Origin of the sequence: Streptomyces sp. NPDC020780 (assembly GCF_044334475.1) — a bacterium.
GTDB lineage: Bacteria > Actinomycetota > Actinomycetes > Streptomycetales > Streptomycetaceae > Streptomyces.
In genome coordinates this window covers 434,628-449,752 of sequence record NZ_JBIRTB010000003.1, presented here as the reverse complement: position 1 = coordinate 449,752, position 15,125 = coordinate 434,628, and the positions used below count along the sequence as shown (strand labels likewise).

Genomic DNA, 15,125 nt, shown 5'->3' with positions numbered 1-15,125 from the left:
CGCCGGGCGGGGGCGGCTGAGCGCGGACCGCGTCATGACCGGTCCGCGCGCGGCCCGGCGGCTTCCCCGGCTCGGCCTCCGCGCGCCGCGCGCGGCCCCGGTGGGAAGGACCGCGACGCCCGCTCCCGGCCACCGGCCGCACGTCGCAGGTGTCCGCGGCGAGAGTCGTCGGGGCAACCGGGGGAGCGGGCCAGGGGCACCGGACGCGCATGCGACGGGTCAACGCGCATGCGCCCTGGCCCGCGGTCACGGCAGGGAGATCACCCCACCTCCGCGGCCGCCCGCCCGGCCCGCCATCCCCGGCGGCGCCCCCGGGGCAGCACGAACGCGAGGAAGGCGACGAGCAGGGTGACCCCGACCGCCCCGCCCGCCACCGCCAGCGCCTGGTCACGTGCCTTCGGCGGGTCGAGCGGCGGCACGGCCGGGGCCGAGGCCCCGCGCGTCCCGGACGGGGCCTGCGCGCGTTCCTCGGGAAGTACGGCGGAGAGTGCCCGCACCGGATCGACGATCCCCCGCCCCACCCCGGGGTCCGGCGTGTCGCCCACGGCCCCGTAGGCGGTGGCCTCCAGCCGGTGCGCGACCTGCTCGGCCGTCAGCCGCGGGTGGTAGGAGAGGACCAGGGCCGCCGTACCGGCCACGAAGGCGCCGGCCACCGCGTCGCCGCGGCCGGTGAACTGCCCGCCGCCGCCCGGCCCCGGCCCCGTCACCGACACCCCGGGAGCGCCGAGCGCCGGCTGTGAGCGCCGCCCCTTCTCCGTGCCCGGCACTTCCGGCTCACCGCCCGGCCCCACCGAGGAGACGGCGAGGACTCCGGGCAGCGCCGCCGGGTAGGCGGGCCCGTTCTCCGCCTGCGCCGCGCCCGTCCCGCCCTCCCACTCGCGCGCCGAGGCGGGCGCCACCACGAGCGCACCGGCCTTCTGCGCGGCGAGTACGGCGTCCTTCAAGGGCTGCGGCGCGGAGGGGACGGCCAGGGCCGCGTGGATGATCCGTGCCCCCGACGCGGTGGCCGCCCGGATACCCTCGGCCAGCGCCTCGGGTGTGGTCGCGCCCTGCCGGTCGGTGGCCCGGACCGCGATGACCTCGGCCTCCGGGGCGACCCCGGCCGCGCGCAGCCCCTGCTGCTGCCTGCCCGCGACGATCCCGGCGAGGAACGTGCCGTATCCCACGCAGTCGTCCCGCACCGTGCCGCCGGCCACCGTGTCCGGACCACCGGCGACCCGCCCCTCCAGCGCCGGCACCCGGCGCAGATCCGCACCGGTGCTGACGACGGCGACCTTCACCCCCGCACCCCGGGTGAGCTCCCAGGCCCTCTCGATCCCCAGGAAGCTCTGCGCCCAGGGAACCCGGGCCGACTTCTTGGCGGACGCCGCAGTGCACGGGCGGCCGTCGGCGACCGTGGCACGCATCCCCGGCAACGAGGGGCTGTCCGTGCCGCCCGCGGCCCCCGCGGGGGCCGCGGCGCCGGGTATCAGGAGCAGGGCGGCCAGTACCGCCGGTCCGAGGGCGAAGGACACCGGGGACCTCGAAGATCGCATGCGCCGATGCTATCGACGCCACCGGGCCGCCGGCACCGGCCCCCGGCCCCTGACGGCCGGACGCCGACGGTGCCGGAACACCACGACCACCATGGCGGGCGACCTGCGGCAACAGGCATGATGAGCCCAGTAGTTTCCCCTCGCCCACATGTCGCGCGTCTCCGCCCCGTACCCACGGCGCAGGGGGTCCGGGAGGTCAGAACGTGTCACGCCAGATGCTCATCGTCGCCGCCGACGGGACGGGCGACCATCGCACCGTCGGGGAGGCCGTGGCGCGGGCCCGCGCCGGAGCGGTCGTCAGTATCGCCCCGGGACGGTACGAGGAGCGTCTGACGATCTCGGCGGCGATCACCCTGATCGCCTCCGAGGGCACGGGAACGGTCGAACTGGCGCCCCGGCGCGGGACGGCGCTGACGCTCACCGGGGACGCGGTGATGGTCAGGGACCTCGTGCTGCGCGGGCACGACGACGAACTGCCCGTGGTCGACGCGCCGCGCGGCGAGCTCGCGATGGACCGTTGCGACATCCACGGCGCGTCCTGGGCGGCGCTCTTCGCGCGGGAGGGCGGAGCGCTGGTGCTGCGGCAGTGCCGGATCAGCAACCCGGCGGGCGCCGGTGTGGTGTCCACCTCGACGGCCGAGAGCTTCCTCGAGAAGTGCGTCGTCGAACACCTCGGCACATCCGCCGTGGTGGCCGGCGAACGCGGCAGGATCACCGCACGCTCCAGCCGGCTCAGGGACACCCAGGGCAACGGCGTCCTCACCAACGGGCAGGCGCACGTCCTCCTGGAGGAGTGCGCCATATCGGCGACCGGCAAGCCGGGCGTCGCCGTCGAGGAGGAGAGCTCGGTGAGAATGGTGCGCGGCACCGTCCGCAAGGCCGCCGTCGGCGTGTTCGTGAACAGCACCGGACCGGTCGTCCTGGAGGACGTCGCCGTGAGCGACACCACCGGTCACGGGTTCGTCCTCGGCGGCGGCAGTTCGCCGACGCTGACACGGTGCACCACGGAACGGACGGGCGGGCACGGCCTGTTGGTGGCCGAGCGCAGCCGCGGCACGTTCGAGGGGTGCGCGTTCGCCACCGCCGGGGAAGCCGCCGTACGCATCACCGGTTTCTCCTCGCCGACGCTGACGGACACCGTCGTCCAGGACGCGAAGGAGACAGGCGTGCTGCTCGACGAGGACTCGTCCGCCGAGTTCGACCGCCTCGAGGTGTGCGACAGCGGCGGGTCCGGAATCCTCATCCGCAGCGGCGCCAATCCCCTGCTGCTGCGCGCTGCGGTCACCGGGGCGGGAGCGCACGGCGTGGAGGTCGTCAAGGACGGCAGGGGACGGCTGGAGGAGTGCGTCGTCGAGCGGTCGGGTGGCTCGGCGGTCCATGTCTCGGGCCACGGCAACGTGTTCCTGGGCAAGAGCCGCCTGCGCTCCTCCGCCGGATCCGGAATCCACGTCGGGGCGCTCGGCACGCTCACTCTGCGGGACACCGAGGTGGAGGAGTCCGGCAAGGCGGGGATCCACATCGAGGCCGAGGGCGACCTGGCGGCCGTACGCGCCGTGCTGACCGGCGCCACCGAGTGCGGCGTACTGGTGGCCGCGGGCGCCCGCGCCTCCCTCAGCGGCTGCGAGGTGACGGCTTCCGGCGCCGACGGCATACGGGTGGAGGGCGGCGACGCCGTGTCGCTGGCCGACTGCACCGTCCGCGCCAACCGGGGCAGTGGAGTGCGCCAGACGGTGCCCGGCGACCGGCTCGCCGTCCAGGGGCTGGTCAGCGCGGACAACGGCGCCCCGGACGCCTGGGGTACCGCCGAGGAGGCGAAGGCGGCGGGCGAGGGGCGGCTGCCCGGCGGAGCGCCCCCGGCGGCGGCCGACCCCCGCTCCGGTACGGGCCCGGTGGCCGAACTCGAGTCACTGATCGGCCTCGACGAGGTCAAACAGCAGGTACTGACGCTGATCAACCTCAACCGCATGGCCCAGCGCAGGGCGAGCATCGGAATGCCCGCTCCGCCGATGAGCCGTCACCTGGTCTTCGCGGGCCCACCCGGAACCGGCAAGACGACCGTCGCCCGGCTGTACGGCTCCATCCTCGCCTCGCTCGGCGTGCTGCGCTCCGGGCACCTGGTGGAGGTGTCGCGCGCGGACCTGGTGGCCCAGATCATCGGCGGGACGGCCATCAAGACCACCGAGGCCTTCACCCGGGCGCTGGGCGGCGTGCTGTTCGTCGACGAGGCGTACACCCTGCTCTCCGACAGCGGCGGCAACGGCGCCGACTTCGGGCGCGAGGCGATCGACACCCTGGTCAAGCTGATGGAGGACCACCGCGAGGACGTGGTGGTGGTGGCGGCCGGTTATCCCAAGGAGATGACGGACTTCCTGGCGTCCAATCCGGGTCTCGCCTCGCGTTTCACCCGCAGTGTCGAGTTCGCCGACTACACCTCGGAGGAACTGGTCACGATCGTGGAGCGGATGTGCACGGGCCACCGCTACGAGCTGGACCCGGCCGCACGGACCGCGCTGCTCACCCGCTTCGAGCAGATTCCCCGCGACGCCGGCTTCGGCAACGGGCGTACCGCCCGCAAGGTCTTCGAGGAGATGGTGGACCGGCAGGCGTCCCGGCTGGCCGCCCTGCCGGAGGCCGGCGAGCGGCAGCTGGCCGTGCTCACCGCGGACGACGTGGGCGAGCCGTCCGCCGGCGCGCCGGCGGACGGCCAGGACGACGACCCGCTGCTCAGACTGGAGTCCCTGGTGGGCCTCGCGTCGGTCAAGCGTGAGGTGAGCGACCTCGTCAGCCTGCTCGCCGCCGCGCGCCGGAGGAAGGCGGCCGGCCTGCCCGCGCCCCGGATCAGCAACCACATGGTCTTCGCCGGCCCGCCCGGCACCGGCAAGACCACCGTGGCCCGGCTCTACGGCGAACTGCTGGCCTCCCTCGGCGTACTGCCGCGCGGCCAACTCGTCGAGGTCTCCCGCGCGGACCTGGTGGGCCGCTACGTCGGACACACCGCGCAGTTGACCCGCGAGGCGTTCCAGCGGGCCCTGGGCGGGGTGTTGTTCATCGACGAGGCCTACACCCTGACGCCACGCTCGGGCCCCGGCTCGGCGGACTACGGGCAGGAGGCCGTCGACACGCTGCTGAAGCTGATGGAGGACCACCGCGACGAGGTGGTGGTGATCGCCGCGGGCTACACCGCGGAGATGAACCGGTTCCTGGGCTCCAACCCGGGTCTCGAATCACGCTTCCCGCGGCGCATCGAGTTCCCCGACTACTCCTCGGACGAACTGGTCACGATCGTCTCCCTGCACGCGGCCGACAACGGCTACGAGTGCGCACCCGGCACGGCCGACGCACTGCGGGCCCACTTCGCGTCCCTCCCCAGGGGGGAGACGTTCGGCAACGCCCGCCTGGCCCGGCAGACGCTGGAGCAGATGATGACCCGGCAGGCGGGACGGCTGAACGACGTCGCGGTGCCCAGCCTGGACGACCTGCGGCTGCTCCTGCCCGAGGACCTCGTCCCGCGCTGAGGAGAACGGTCCCGGGCACGCGTGCCTGGACGGGCCGGTACAGGTGCTGGAGACCTCGGAGGGGCGGTGGTGTGCGCCGGTGCGGACCGAGGTAGCCCACGTAGACCTTCCCGGACCGAGGGCCGGTTCGTACTCCGGGCCTCACGTTGCCCCGCGCCTCCCCCTCTCCCGAGGGCGCCGCCGCAGGGGAGATCAACTCCCGGGCCGGTAAGCCCGTTCTGCCTCCGAGTCCGGGCCGATGACGCTATGTTCGTGGGGACCGGCGGACCGGCCGGGAGGCGTGTCACACGGTGGACCGGGAGACTGGTGGGGGAGCGGATGAGCGCACAGGCGGTGCGGCCCGGCGGCGGGCGGATCCAGGGCCGCAGGATCGTGAACGGCATGGCGCTGCGGCTGCTGGGTGCGATGGTCGTCGGCACGCTCACGGGACTGGCGGTCTTCAGTCTCACCCAGGTGACGAGCCGCAGCCTGTTCGCCATCACGGGTGGCGTCGCGGGCGCGGCAGCGGTGCTCGTCGTCCACTGGTACCAGCGCACCGCTCGCCTCACCGAAGTGAAGGTCACGGTCCCGCAGTTGAGCGAGCTGACCTTCGCCGTCAACAACGACTCCCGTCAGGTGGCCTGGCAGATGTTCGTCGAGACCGTGACGCGGGTGTCCACCCAGCCGCTCGCCAGTGACCAGGGTGTGGTCCGGGAGGCGCTCACGTCGATGTACGGGCTCTTCGCCACGACGCGCGAGACGCTCAAGGCCAGCCGCCCCTCCGCCGCGATCCCGGGAGGACAGACGGTGGAGTACCTGGCGATCACCATGCTCAACCAGGCGCTCAGGCCGTTCCTGTCCCAGTGGCACCCGCGCCTCCAGGAATTCGAGAGGGGCCGGCCCGACAGCCAGGAATCCGACTGGCCGGAGAACGCCGCCTGCCGCGCCGCCCTGCGGGAGGTGCAACGCGAGATCCACGACTACGCCGTCGGCTTCGCCCGCCTGGCCGGGGTGCGGGAGGCCGAGACGCTGATCGGAGCCGTCCCCGCCCCCCGCACCCCCGACGACGGGCGCGACGGCGGCGCCGGGCGCGCGGCAGGCAGCGCGCAGACACGGCGCTGACCACCGCGTCATGGGGACCGGGGTGAGTGGGCAGCCCGACTACGACGCGTTCATCTCGTACAGCCACGCCTGGGACAAGGACATCGCGAAGGCCTTCCACAACCAGCTGCAGTCCTTCGACCGGCCCTGGTACCGGCCGCGCAACCTGAAGCTGTTCCGGGACGAGACCAACCTGGCGGCCAGCCCCCATCTGTGGAGCGAGATCGAACGCGGGCTCTCCCGGTCCCGGTGGCTGGTGGTGATGGCCAGCCCGCCCGCCGCCGCGTCCCCCTGGGTGCGGAAGGAGATCCGCTGGTGGCTCACCCACCGGTCGGCGGACACCGTGCTCATCGCCCTGACGGACGGCACGCTCGCCTGGGACGGCGCCCGGGCGTCGTTCGACTGGTCACGGACCGACGCCCTCCCCCGGGAGGAGACAGCCGGGGCGTTCGCCGAGGAGCCCCGCTGGGTGGACCTGCGCTGGTTACGCAGCTCGGATCAGACCAGTTCGGCGGATCCCCGGCTGCTCGAATGCGTGGCGGAGTTCATCGCCCCACTCACCGGCAGGTCCAAGGACGAGCTCATCGGTGACCACGTGCGCCAGCACCGCCGCACCATCCGCTGGGTCAAGGCGACCGTCGGCGTACTCGCCCTGCTGCTGCTCATCGCCGTGGCCGGCGGGATCACGGCCAACAGCCAGCGCAACAGCGCACGCGCGCAGACCCTCCTGGCCCAGTCCCGGCAACTCGTCGCGGAAGCGTCGTCGATCCGGGACGCCCAGCCCGGACTCGCGAGCCAACTGCTGGTCCAGGCCTATCGGCTCGCCCCCACAGCCGAAGCCGTGGGGGCGCTCGTCGAAAGCTCCTCCCTGCCCCGACTCATCCGGGGACGCGGGTCCGTGCGCGCCTCCGCGTACAGCAGCCAGGGGCTGCTGGCAGTGACCGACGAAAGCCTCCGGTTGTTCCTGCCGGATCCCTTGCGCCTCTCTGCCACTCTCGCCCTGGACAGCCCTGCCGACGCGGTGGCCTTCAGCCCCGACGGACGATTGCTGGCCACCCGGAGCCCCGGCGGAACAGTGCAGCTGCTGGATGTGCGGGCCGGTGGACGCCCCGCGCTTCTGTCGGTGGCAGACACCGGGTCCGGTTCGACGGAGGCCCTGGTGTTCACCACGGACGGAAGGCTGATCGTGATCGCGGAGACGGGTGGCGCCGTCTTCGACCTTCGGGAACCGGCGCATCCGAGCCCTGTCGGAGAGCTTCCGGATGCCGCGGTGGCGGTAAGTCCTCAGGGCGATCTGATCGTCACGGACGAGCCCGAAGAGGCGAGCCTGAAGGTGTGGCGCCTTTCCGGGACCGCTCGGCTGAGCCACCTCTCGACAGTCGACGCACCGGCCCACGTGTACTTCAGCCTGGCGAACAACGTGGCGTTCAGCCCGAACGGCCGGATGCTGGCCGCCGGCGGCGGAGACAACCGGGTGCGGGTGTGGGACATCGCGGATCCCTCCCGGCCTTCCCCGCGGCCGGAACTCTTCACCCGGAGCCGTGACGGAGTCGACACGGTGTGCTTCTCCCCGGACGGGCACACACTGGCCACCGGTCACAGCGACGGTTCGGTCGAACTGTGGGATGTCGCCGATCCGCTCCGGCCACGTTCCGGTGCCCGGCTGACCGGCCACACATCGACCGTAGGCGGCCTCGCCTTCAGCCCGGACGGGCAGACCCTGGCCTCTGCCGCCGGAACCCCACGGGGGATTGACGACAGCGGGCCCGAAGACACCACGGTCCGTCTGTGGGCCGTGGCGGGCAGTGAACGGTCCTCCGTACTCACCACCCTCCCGACCCATGGAACCTTCCCGCCCTCCTTCAGCCCCGACAGCGTGTTACTGGCCACCGGGGGTGAGCCCACCACGGTGTGGAAGGTGGGCGGTGAGGAGGCACCACGTCTCATGTCCACCGTCGAGACGTACGACTCCCAGGGACAGGCCGCGGCTTTCGGCCCGGAAGGCCGTACTTTGTTCACCGGCCTGCCGATGGCGGCCTGGGACATGGCCGATGCGGCGCATCCGCGCCGCCTGACCCCTGAGGTGGGTCGCCCGGGCGGCACCCAGAGCATCAGCGTCAACCCCGCCCTTCCCTTGCTGGCCGCAGGAGGTGAGTTCGGACGCCCGGTGCGGCTGTGGGACGTCAGTGAGCGGAGGCGGCACAAGGTACTCGGCACACTCGACGGAGTCGTCACCGAAGACCAGGCACTCGCCTTCAGCCCGGACGGCGCCCTGCTCGCCGCACGAACCGGCAAGGGCACTGTTCAGCTCTGGCAGGTCGCACCGGGCACCCGCCCCCAGCCCTCGGGGACCATCGGAACGGGGAGGGGAAAGGCCACCGCCCTGGCCTTCAGCCCGCACGGGCGCACCTTGCTCGTCGGCGACGGCTCGGGAGCCCTGGCCACGTGGGACGTCTCGCGCCCCGGGCGACCGAAGCTCAAGGGGACCTCCGACCGGCATTCCGACGCCATCAGGGGCCTCGCCGTTCACCCCGGTGGCACGCTCGCCGCCACCGCGGGTGTGGAGGGACTCATCCGCCTCTGGGACATCGCCGACCCCGGCCACCCGCTGGAGGTGACCTCCCTCAGCGGCGGTGGCCTCTACCCCTTCGCGACTCTGGGCTTCAGCCCTGACGGACGTCTCCTCGCGGCCGCCGGTGAGCTGGGCACGCGGCTGTGGACGGTCGACCGGAAGGCCATCCTCCAGCGGCTGTGTGCGGAGTCTCCCCGGATCACCCCCGACCAGTGGTCCCAGTACCTCCCCGATCGGCCCTACGACCCCCCCTGCGCCTGAGGCGCACGAGACAGGAGGACATCGTGCCAACCGGCCTGCACCGTATCGCCACACTCCCCGCGCTGCTGGCTCTGGTCCTGATGACCGGTGCGTGCGACTCGCCCCGTCCGGCGCCGCCCGTCGAGCGTGCGTCCCGGGCGCCGGCCGACCCGGCGCCCGTCCCGTCCCCCACGATCACGTCGATGACGGGCCCGGCGGTCATCGGACCCGCACCGGCGGACCTGCGCGACACGGACTGGGCCCACGTCCCCGTCCCGGGCGCCTTCTGCGACGTGCCCGGACTCGTCCGACTCGACGCCGCGGGCGAGGCCACGGCCACGTCCCGGACGTGGGGGCCGGTGCGCGTCATGCGCGGGCGGAGCGCGTACTACGGCGACTCCGTCGGCGACACACGCGACGAGGCTGCCATCTACCTCGCATGCGACGACGGTGGGCGCACCCAGAACCAGGGGATCGCCGTCGGTTACGCGGTGTTCGGTCACGCGGGCGGGAATCTCGCCGTCGTCGGCACGATCACCCCGCAGCAGAAGAGTTCGTCCTACGGCACCGCCCTCGTGGGTGTGGAGTTCGCACCGGGCCGGATCACCGTGCGGGAGAAGTTCTACCGCACCGGGGACGCGCACTGCTGTCCCGGCGGCGACGCCACCACCGTGTGGACCCAGGTCGGTCGCCAGCTGACACCCGGCGACCCCCGCATCACGTCGTGACGGTGCGTCAGCCCTTCTCCCGTCATCGGAGCTCCGCTCGCTCCCCGGGCGGGGGCGCGCGTACGTGAGCGCCCTGCACGAGAGCTTCCTGCCGCGCATCTGCTCGGTGACCCGATCCACGGGCCCACTCACCACAGGAGGAATGCCATGTTTCCCCGACAAACCGTGTGCGCGCGTCGACAGTCCTTCTGGCGCCTCGCCGGATCGGCGGTGGCTCGTACGGCGCTGCTGGTCTCCGCTCTGGCGATGGTGGTGGCCGGCGGGTGCGACGGAGGAGGCGGCACAGAACGGGCGGCGCCTTCGCCCGCTTCGTTTCCGGCGAGCCCGCCGGCTGCCGCGCGGTGTACCGGCAAGGTGCTCGATCACCGGGACATCCGGCATCCCCATCTGGGGGCGGTCCGCGTCTACCTGGTCCGGCGGTCGTCCTCCGCTGAGGCCCCCGGGTGCGTCGCGGCCCTCACCGGCAGCGGTCGCACGCTGGCGACCACCGACGTGGACATCTACGAGGACTCCCTGCACTTCGCCCAGCCCGCGACCGATGCCACCGAGAACACCTTCGTGATCTACAATCCCGGGCGCTACGACGGAGTACTGGTCCTCGTCCCCGACACGGACGGATTCAAGGACGTCGGCTGGAGCGACACGACAACTCACTACGTGGGCGGGAGATTCGCCTATTACAACGCACGGCTCGCCGGTCCCGGCGAAGACGGCCGATACACCATCATCAGTTCGGAGAACACGTGTGTGCCGAGTTGCGTCGAAGGCGTCATCGCGAAGATGACCTTGCGGTGGAACGGACGCGACTACCTGCAGGCCGAATGATGCGGACGACGCGTCCGCGCCGGGTGGGGAGGCTTCCCATGGCGTTCGCAAGGCTGCGGTTCCTCCTGGTCAACCGCAGACGCGTCAGAACCGAACTCGGGTACGGCGTCTTCCTCTCCTACAGCGGTGACCGCGACCGGTCATGGCTGCCGCATCTGCGGCGTGTGATCGAGACGCAGTCCCGCCCCTGGTACAAGCCGCCGCGCATCAAGGTATTCCTCGACGACAGCGGCGTGTCGATCGGGCCGCAGCTCTGGGGCAAGATCGAAGCCGGTCTTGCCCGCTCCGACTGGCTCGTGGTCCTCGCCTCGCCGGAGTCGAGGGCCTCCGCATGGGTCGACCGGGAGATCACGTGGTGGCTGCACCACAAGGCGGCACAGACCATCCTGCTCGTCGTCACCGCCGGACAGCTCGTGTGGGACGAGCGGCGGGGCGACTGGGATCCGGAACTGTCCACGGCGCTGCCCGCCGCGTTGTCAGGGACATTCGATCAGCAACCGGTCTGGAAGACCGTGGACCTTCGCTGCCTCGACGCGGACGGCAAGGGTGCCTCGCCCGCCGTCGACGCCGTCGCGATCGGCATCGCGTCCGTCGTCCGCGGCCTTTCCGAGGACGAGCTCAGGTCGGAAGGTCTCCGCGACACCAGACGGAACCTGCGGACAGCCAAGATCATCGCGGCCGTTCTGGGCCTGCTGTTCCTGATCGCGAGCACGGTGTCGGTGATCGCGGTGCTCGCGCGTGCCGAAGCCGATCGCCAGCGTGATCACGCTGTCGCGCAACAACTGATCACCGAGAGTTCCCAACTCGGGACCCGGGACCCGTTCGGCTCCCGGGTGAAGGCGCTGGCGGCATGGCGTATCGACCCCTCTCCGGACACTCGCCTCGCGGTGCTCAACGCCGCGGTCAATCCCGGATCCGGCCTGCTTCCCCACACCTGGCCCGTGCGCTCGGTGGCTTTCGGTCCTGACGGCAGGACGGTCGCTTCCGGCGGTGGCGACGGTGTCGTGCGGATCTGGAACACGGCGGAACAGCGGACGGCGGGGCAGCCCCTCCTCGGGCACAACAGAGGCGTGACGGCGGTGGCCTTCGGCCCGGGTGGCAGGACGCTGGCGAGCGCGAGTTTCGACGGCACCGTCCGGCTCTGGAACGTCGCCCGCCGCACACAGATCGGTGCACCGCTCACCCCCCGGGCCGGGATGATCAGCTCGCTCGCCTACAGTCCTGACGGCACCACGCTCGTCGCAGCCACCGGCGACCCCGGGTCCTTACGGGTATGGGACGTGGCGACCCGCCGCCAGATCGGCGAACTCGCCGGCGGCGGCGCCCACGACACGGCAGTGGGTTTCAGCCCTGACGGCAGGATTTTCGCCTCCGCGTCCAGCGACGGTGTACAGCTCTGGGACACCGCCCACCGCACTCCGATCGGGAAACCGTTCGCTCCCGCTTCCACCGGGGGCACGTCGTCGGTGGTCTTCAGCCCTGACGGGAGGACTCTCGCCTCCACGTCCAGCGACGGCGTACAGCTCTGGAAGGTCGCCGACCGCACCCCGGTCGGCAAGCCGTTCGCGGCCGCCTCCAGCGGGGTCGCGTCGGTGGCGTTCAGTCCTGACGGCGCGGTGCTCGCCGCCGGGCACGCCGACGGCACCGTGCAGCTCTGGGACGTGCTGCGAGGCAGCCCGGTGGGTGCGCCGTTCCTCGGCCACACCGGTGAGGTACGGGACGTCGCTTTCAGCCCGGACGGTTCGGTCCTGGCCAGTTCGAGTGCCGACACCACCGTGCGTCTCTGGGACGTCCGCACCCAACGGCAGGTCGGGTCACCGATCGCCATCGGTGACCACATGGGCACGACGCTCAGCCCGGACGGCCGGACCCTCGCTGTCGTGAACTTCGATGACACCGTGCGCTTCTGGGACGTCGCCGGAGACCGCCGGACCGGCGACCCGCTGGCCCATGGTGAGAACGCGCTGATATACAGCGTTTCCTTCAGTCCGGACAGTTCCGTACTCGCCATCGCCGCGAACGGGCGGATACGACTCTGGGACGTCGCCGCCCGCCGTCCCCTCGGCAAGCCACTGCTCCACACCGGCGACGTCCTCGCGCTCGCTTTCAGCCCCGACGGCAAGGCGCTCGCCGTCGCCGAGCCGGGCTCGGTACACCTATGGGATCTCACGGCACGTCGCCGCACCGGCACAGCACTCGACGTCGCGTCTGTGAACGTCGCGTTCAGCCCCGACGGCCGTACCCTTGCGACCAGTACGGCGGACGACACCGTAGTGCTCTGGGACGTTGCCACACAGCGTCGTATCGGTGAAACCCCGGCCGGTCACACCGCGCAGATCACGTCCGTGGCGTTCAGCCGGGACGGCAGGACCCTCGCGACCGCGAGCCGCGACACCACCATCCGGCTGTGGGACACGGCAACACGACAGCAGATCGGGGATCCGCTGGCCGGCCATCGCAGCGGGGTGAGCACCGTGGTGTTCAGCCCCGACGGGCGCGTGCTCGCGTCCGGCAGCATGGACCACACGGTCAGGCTCTGGGACGTCGCCACCCGGCGTCAGATCGGCGATCCGCTCGACGGGCACGACGCCGGGGTCTCCGGCCTGGCCTTCGAGCCCGACGGCAGAACTGTGATCAGTTGGGACAAGGACGACACGGCCCGGCTGTGGAACGTCGAAGCGACGGTTGACCCGGTGCGGTCGCTCTGCAGAGGGTCGAAGGGCGCCTTCACCGCCGAGCGGTGGCGTGACGACGTGCCGCCCGGCCCGGCTTCTCGCCCTCTCTGCCCGAAACCCTGAGGGCGTGCAGAGGAAGGCGCTTCCTCGCTGCTCCGGCCCGCGGGAACGTCCCCCGCCCCTGGGACGCGTGCGACGGGCGCTGGAGGGCGCAGGGCGCGGGGGCTGCGGAGGAACGCCCGCGAGGGGAGGAGGAGGCCCACGCGAGCACCACGGCGGTCTCGCGCGAACAACGCGGCGGTGGCCCCCGTGTTCCGGCGGCCCGCACGTCCCCGGGAACGGAACAGTGGGACGGCCCGCACGGCGCAGCCGCGCACCGAGGTGACGCGGCACGCGAGAAGCACGGAACGGCTCCGCCGAGGGGAGGCGGAGCCGTTCCGTGCTGGGGCGTACGGGTCAGGCGTGACGGCGGTTGCCCGTGATGACGCGGTACAGCACAAGGAGGATGAGCGAGCCGACGATGGCGGCGATCCAGGTCGAGAGGTCGAAGAAGCCGTCGATCGAGTCGACGCCGAAAATGACCTTGCCGAGCCAGCCGCCGAGCAGACCGCCCGCGATGCCGATGAGCATCGTGATGATGATGCCGCCCGGGTCCTTGCCCGGCATCAGCGCCTTGGCGATGAGGCCCGCGAGCAAACCGATGATGATCCAAGCAATGATGCCCATGATGCCTCTCCTACCTGGTCGTATAAGAACGGTGTCAAAGACCGTCTGCGCCCTGCCGGGACTTTCAAACATGGGGACGCGTATCTCGTCCGGAGGAGGGGCGTGGCGCCGGCCGGGCGCGGGCTGTCGTGCCCGGGGAGTCGTTGCGCCGCGGGCGTGAAAGACGCCGGACCATGGGGTGAGTGCCGGAGACGCGTGGAACAGATGCGGTTCCCGCAGGCAGCGGACAGAAGCCACGCGCAAAGCCGTTTCCCGTTCTATCGATCGGATATCCGCCACCCATGAGTGACATGTCTGAACTCGGCCGACCCGCCCCGGACGCCACGCCGCTTCGAGCGGCGAGGCGCCGATTCCCGTCGCGCCTGGGACCCGGAAGAGTGCTGCGGGCCATGGACCGCCTGGAGCACTCCACCGCTCTCGACGGTGTCATCGACGCCGTCCGGGGCACAGTCCAGTCGCTGCCGCTCGGCCCCTTGCGGGACGGGTTGCACGGCCGGTGGCTGGGGCACCCGGTGCATCCGCTGATGGTGCAGCTCCCGGTGGGCGCCTGGCTCTCCTCCGCGGTACTGGACCTCCTGCCCGGGCAGCGACGGGCGTCCGGCGCGCTGATCGGAGTCGGTCTCGCGACGGCCGGCCCGGCAGCCGTGGCGGGCTGGGTCGACTGGGCGGAGCTGAAGCCCCGGCAGCAGCGGCCGGGGCTCGTGCACGCGGCGGCGAACATCACGGGAGTCGCCCTGTACGCCGCCTCACTCGCCGCACGTGTGCGCGGGCGAGCAGGACTCGGCAAGGCCCTGGGACTCGCGGGGCTGTCGGCGGTGGGTGTCGGCGGCGCGATCGGTGGCCACCTCGCCTACCGGCAGGCGTCGGGGGCCAACCACGCCGAAGCGGTGCCCGACCTGGTGGAGCCCGGGTGGCACGAGATCGGCCCCGTGGCGGACCTCCCCGTCGGCGCGGCCGTGCGCCGGAACGTCGGTTCCCTCCCCGTGGTCGTGGTACGGGAGAGCGGCGAGCAGGTACACGTGCTCGCCGACACCTGCAGCCACCAGGGCGGCCCGCTGTCGGAGGGCGAGGTCGTCGACGGGTGTGTGCGCTGCCCCTGGCACGGCAGCGTCTTCCGCCTGTCCGACGGCTGGAACGTCCAGGGTCCCGCCACCGCACCGCAGCCGTCCTTCGAGACCCGGATCACCGCGGGACGTGCGGAGGTACGGCTGCGGGAGAACTGATCGTTC

At 72.1% G+C, this 15,125-nt stretch carries 9 protein-coding genes; 7 read left to right on the top strand and 2 right to left on the bottom strand.

What is annotated here, in order from left to right:
• Nucleotides 1-260: 260 nt before the first annotated feature.
• Nucleotides 261-1,535, bottom strand: coding sequence for a S8 family serine peptidase (locus ACH4VO_RS08180; protein ID WP_360984607.1), 1,275 nt, complete (start codon nucleotides 1,533-1,535; stop codon nucleotides 261-263).
• A 215-nt stretch (nucleotides 1,536-1,750) separates the two neighbouring features.
• Here ACH4VO_RS08180 and ACH4VO_RS08175 point away from each other — a divergent pair, with 215 nt between their 5' ends.
• The 6 genes from ACH4VO_RS08175 (at nucleotide 1,751) to ACH4VO_RS08150 (ending at nucleotide 13,293) form a co-directional block, all read left to right on the top strand.
• Nucleotides 1,751-5,050, top strand: a complete 3,300-nt coding sequence (locus ACH4VO_RS08175) for a right-handed parallel beta-helix repeat-containing protein (protein WP_360985060.1) — start codon at nucleotides 1,751-1,753, stop codon at nucleotides 5,048-5,050.
• A gap of 318 nt (nucleotides 5,051-5,368) precedes the next feature.
• The gene (locus tag ACH4VO_RS08170) at nucleotides 5,369-6,151 is read left to right on the top strand and encodes a hypothetical protein (RefSeq protein WP_360984609.1); all 783 of its coding nucleotides are present in this window, start codon (nucleotides 5,369-5,371) and stop codon (nucleotides 6,149-6,151) included.
• Nucleotides 6,152-6,173: 22 nt separating this feature from the next.
• Nucleotides 6,174-8,963 (top strand): TIR domain-containing protein, encoded by a 2,790-nt coding sequence (locus ACH4VO_RS08165; RefSeq protein WP_360984612.1) that lies wholly within the window; start codon nucleotides 6,174-6,176, stop codon nucleotides 8,961-8,963.
• Nucleotides 8,964-8,986: 23 nt separating this feature from the next.
• The gene (locus tag ACH4VO_RS08160) at nucleotides 8,987-9,670 is read left to right on the top strand and encodes a hypothetical protein (RefSeq protein ID WP_360984615.1); all 684 of its coding nucleotides are present in this window, start codon (nucleotides 8,987-8,989) and stop codon (nucleotides 9,668-9,670) included.
• 354 nt (nucleotides 9,671-10,024) lie between these two features.
• A complete protein-coding gene (locus ACH4VO_RS08155; RefSeq protein WP_360984618.1) occupies nucleotides 10,025-10,495 on the top strand; it encodes a hypothetical protein in 471 nt (156 codons plus the stop codon).
• 38 nt (nucleotides 10,496-10,533) lie between these two features.
• Entirely contained in the window at nucleotides 10,534-13,293 is a 2,760-nt protein-coding gene (locus ACH4VO_RS08150; protein ID WP_360984621.1) for a TIR domain-containing protein, read from the top strand.
• A gap of 333 nt (nucleotides 13,294-13,626) precedes the next feature.
• On the opposite strand, the gene ACH4VO_RS08145 is transcribed toward ACH4VO_RS08150, so the two are convergent.
• The gene (locus tag ACH4VO_RS08145) at nucleotides 13,627-13,896 is read right to left on the bottom strand and encodes a GlsB/YeaQ/YmgE family stress response membrane protein (protein WP_329226415.1); all 270 of its coding nucleotides are present in this window, start codon (nucleotides 13,894-13,896) and stop codon (nucleotides 13,627-13,629) included.
• Nucleotides 13,897-14,285: 389 nt separating this feature from the next.
• Between ACH4VO_RS08145 and ACH4VO_RS08140 the strand changes: the two genes are divergently transcribed.
• Nucleotides 14,286-15,119 (top strand): Rieske (2Fe-2S) protein, encoded by an 834-nt coding sequence (locus tag ACH4VO_RS08140; protein WP_360984625.1) that lies wholly within the window; start codon nucleotides 14,286-14,288, stop codon nucleotides 15,117-15,119.
• The last annotated feature ends 6 nt before the right edge of the window (nucleotides 15,120-15,125 follow it).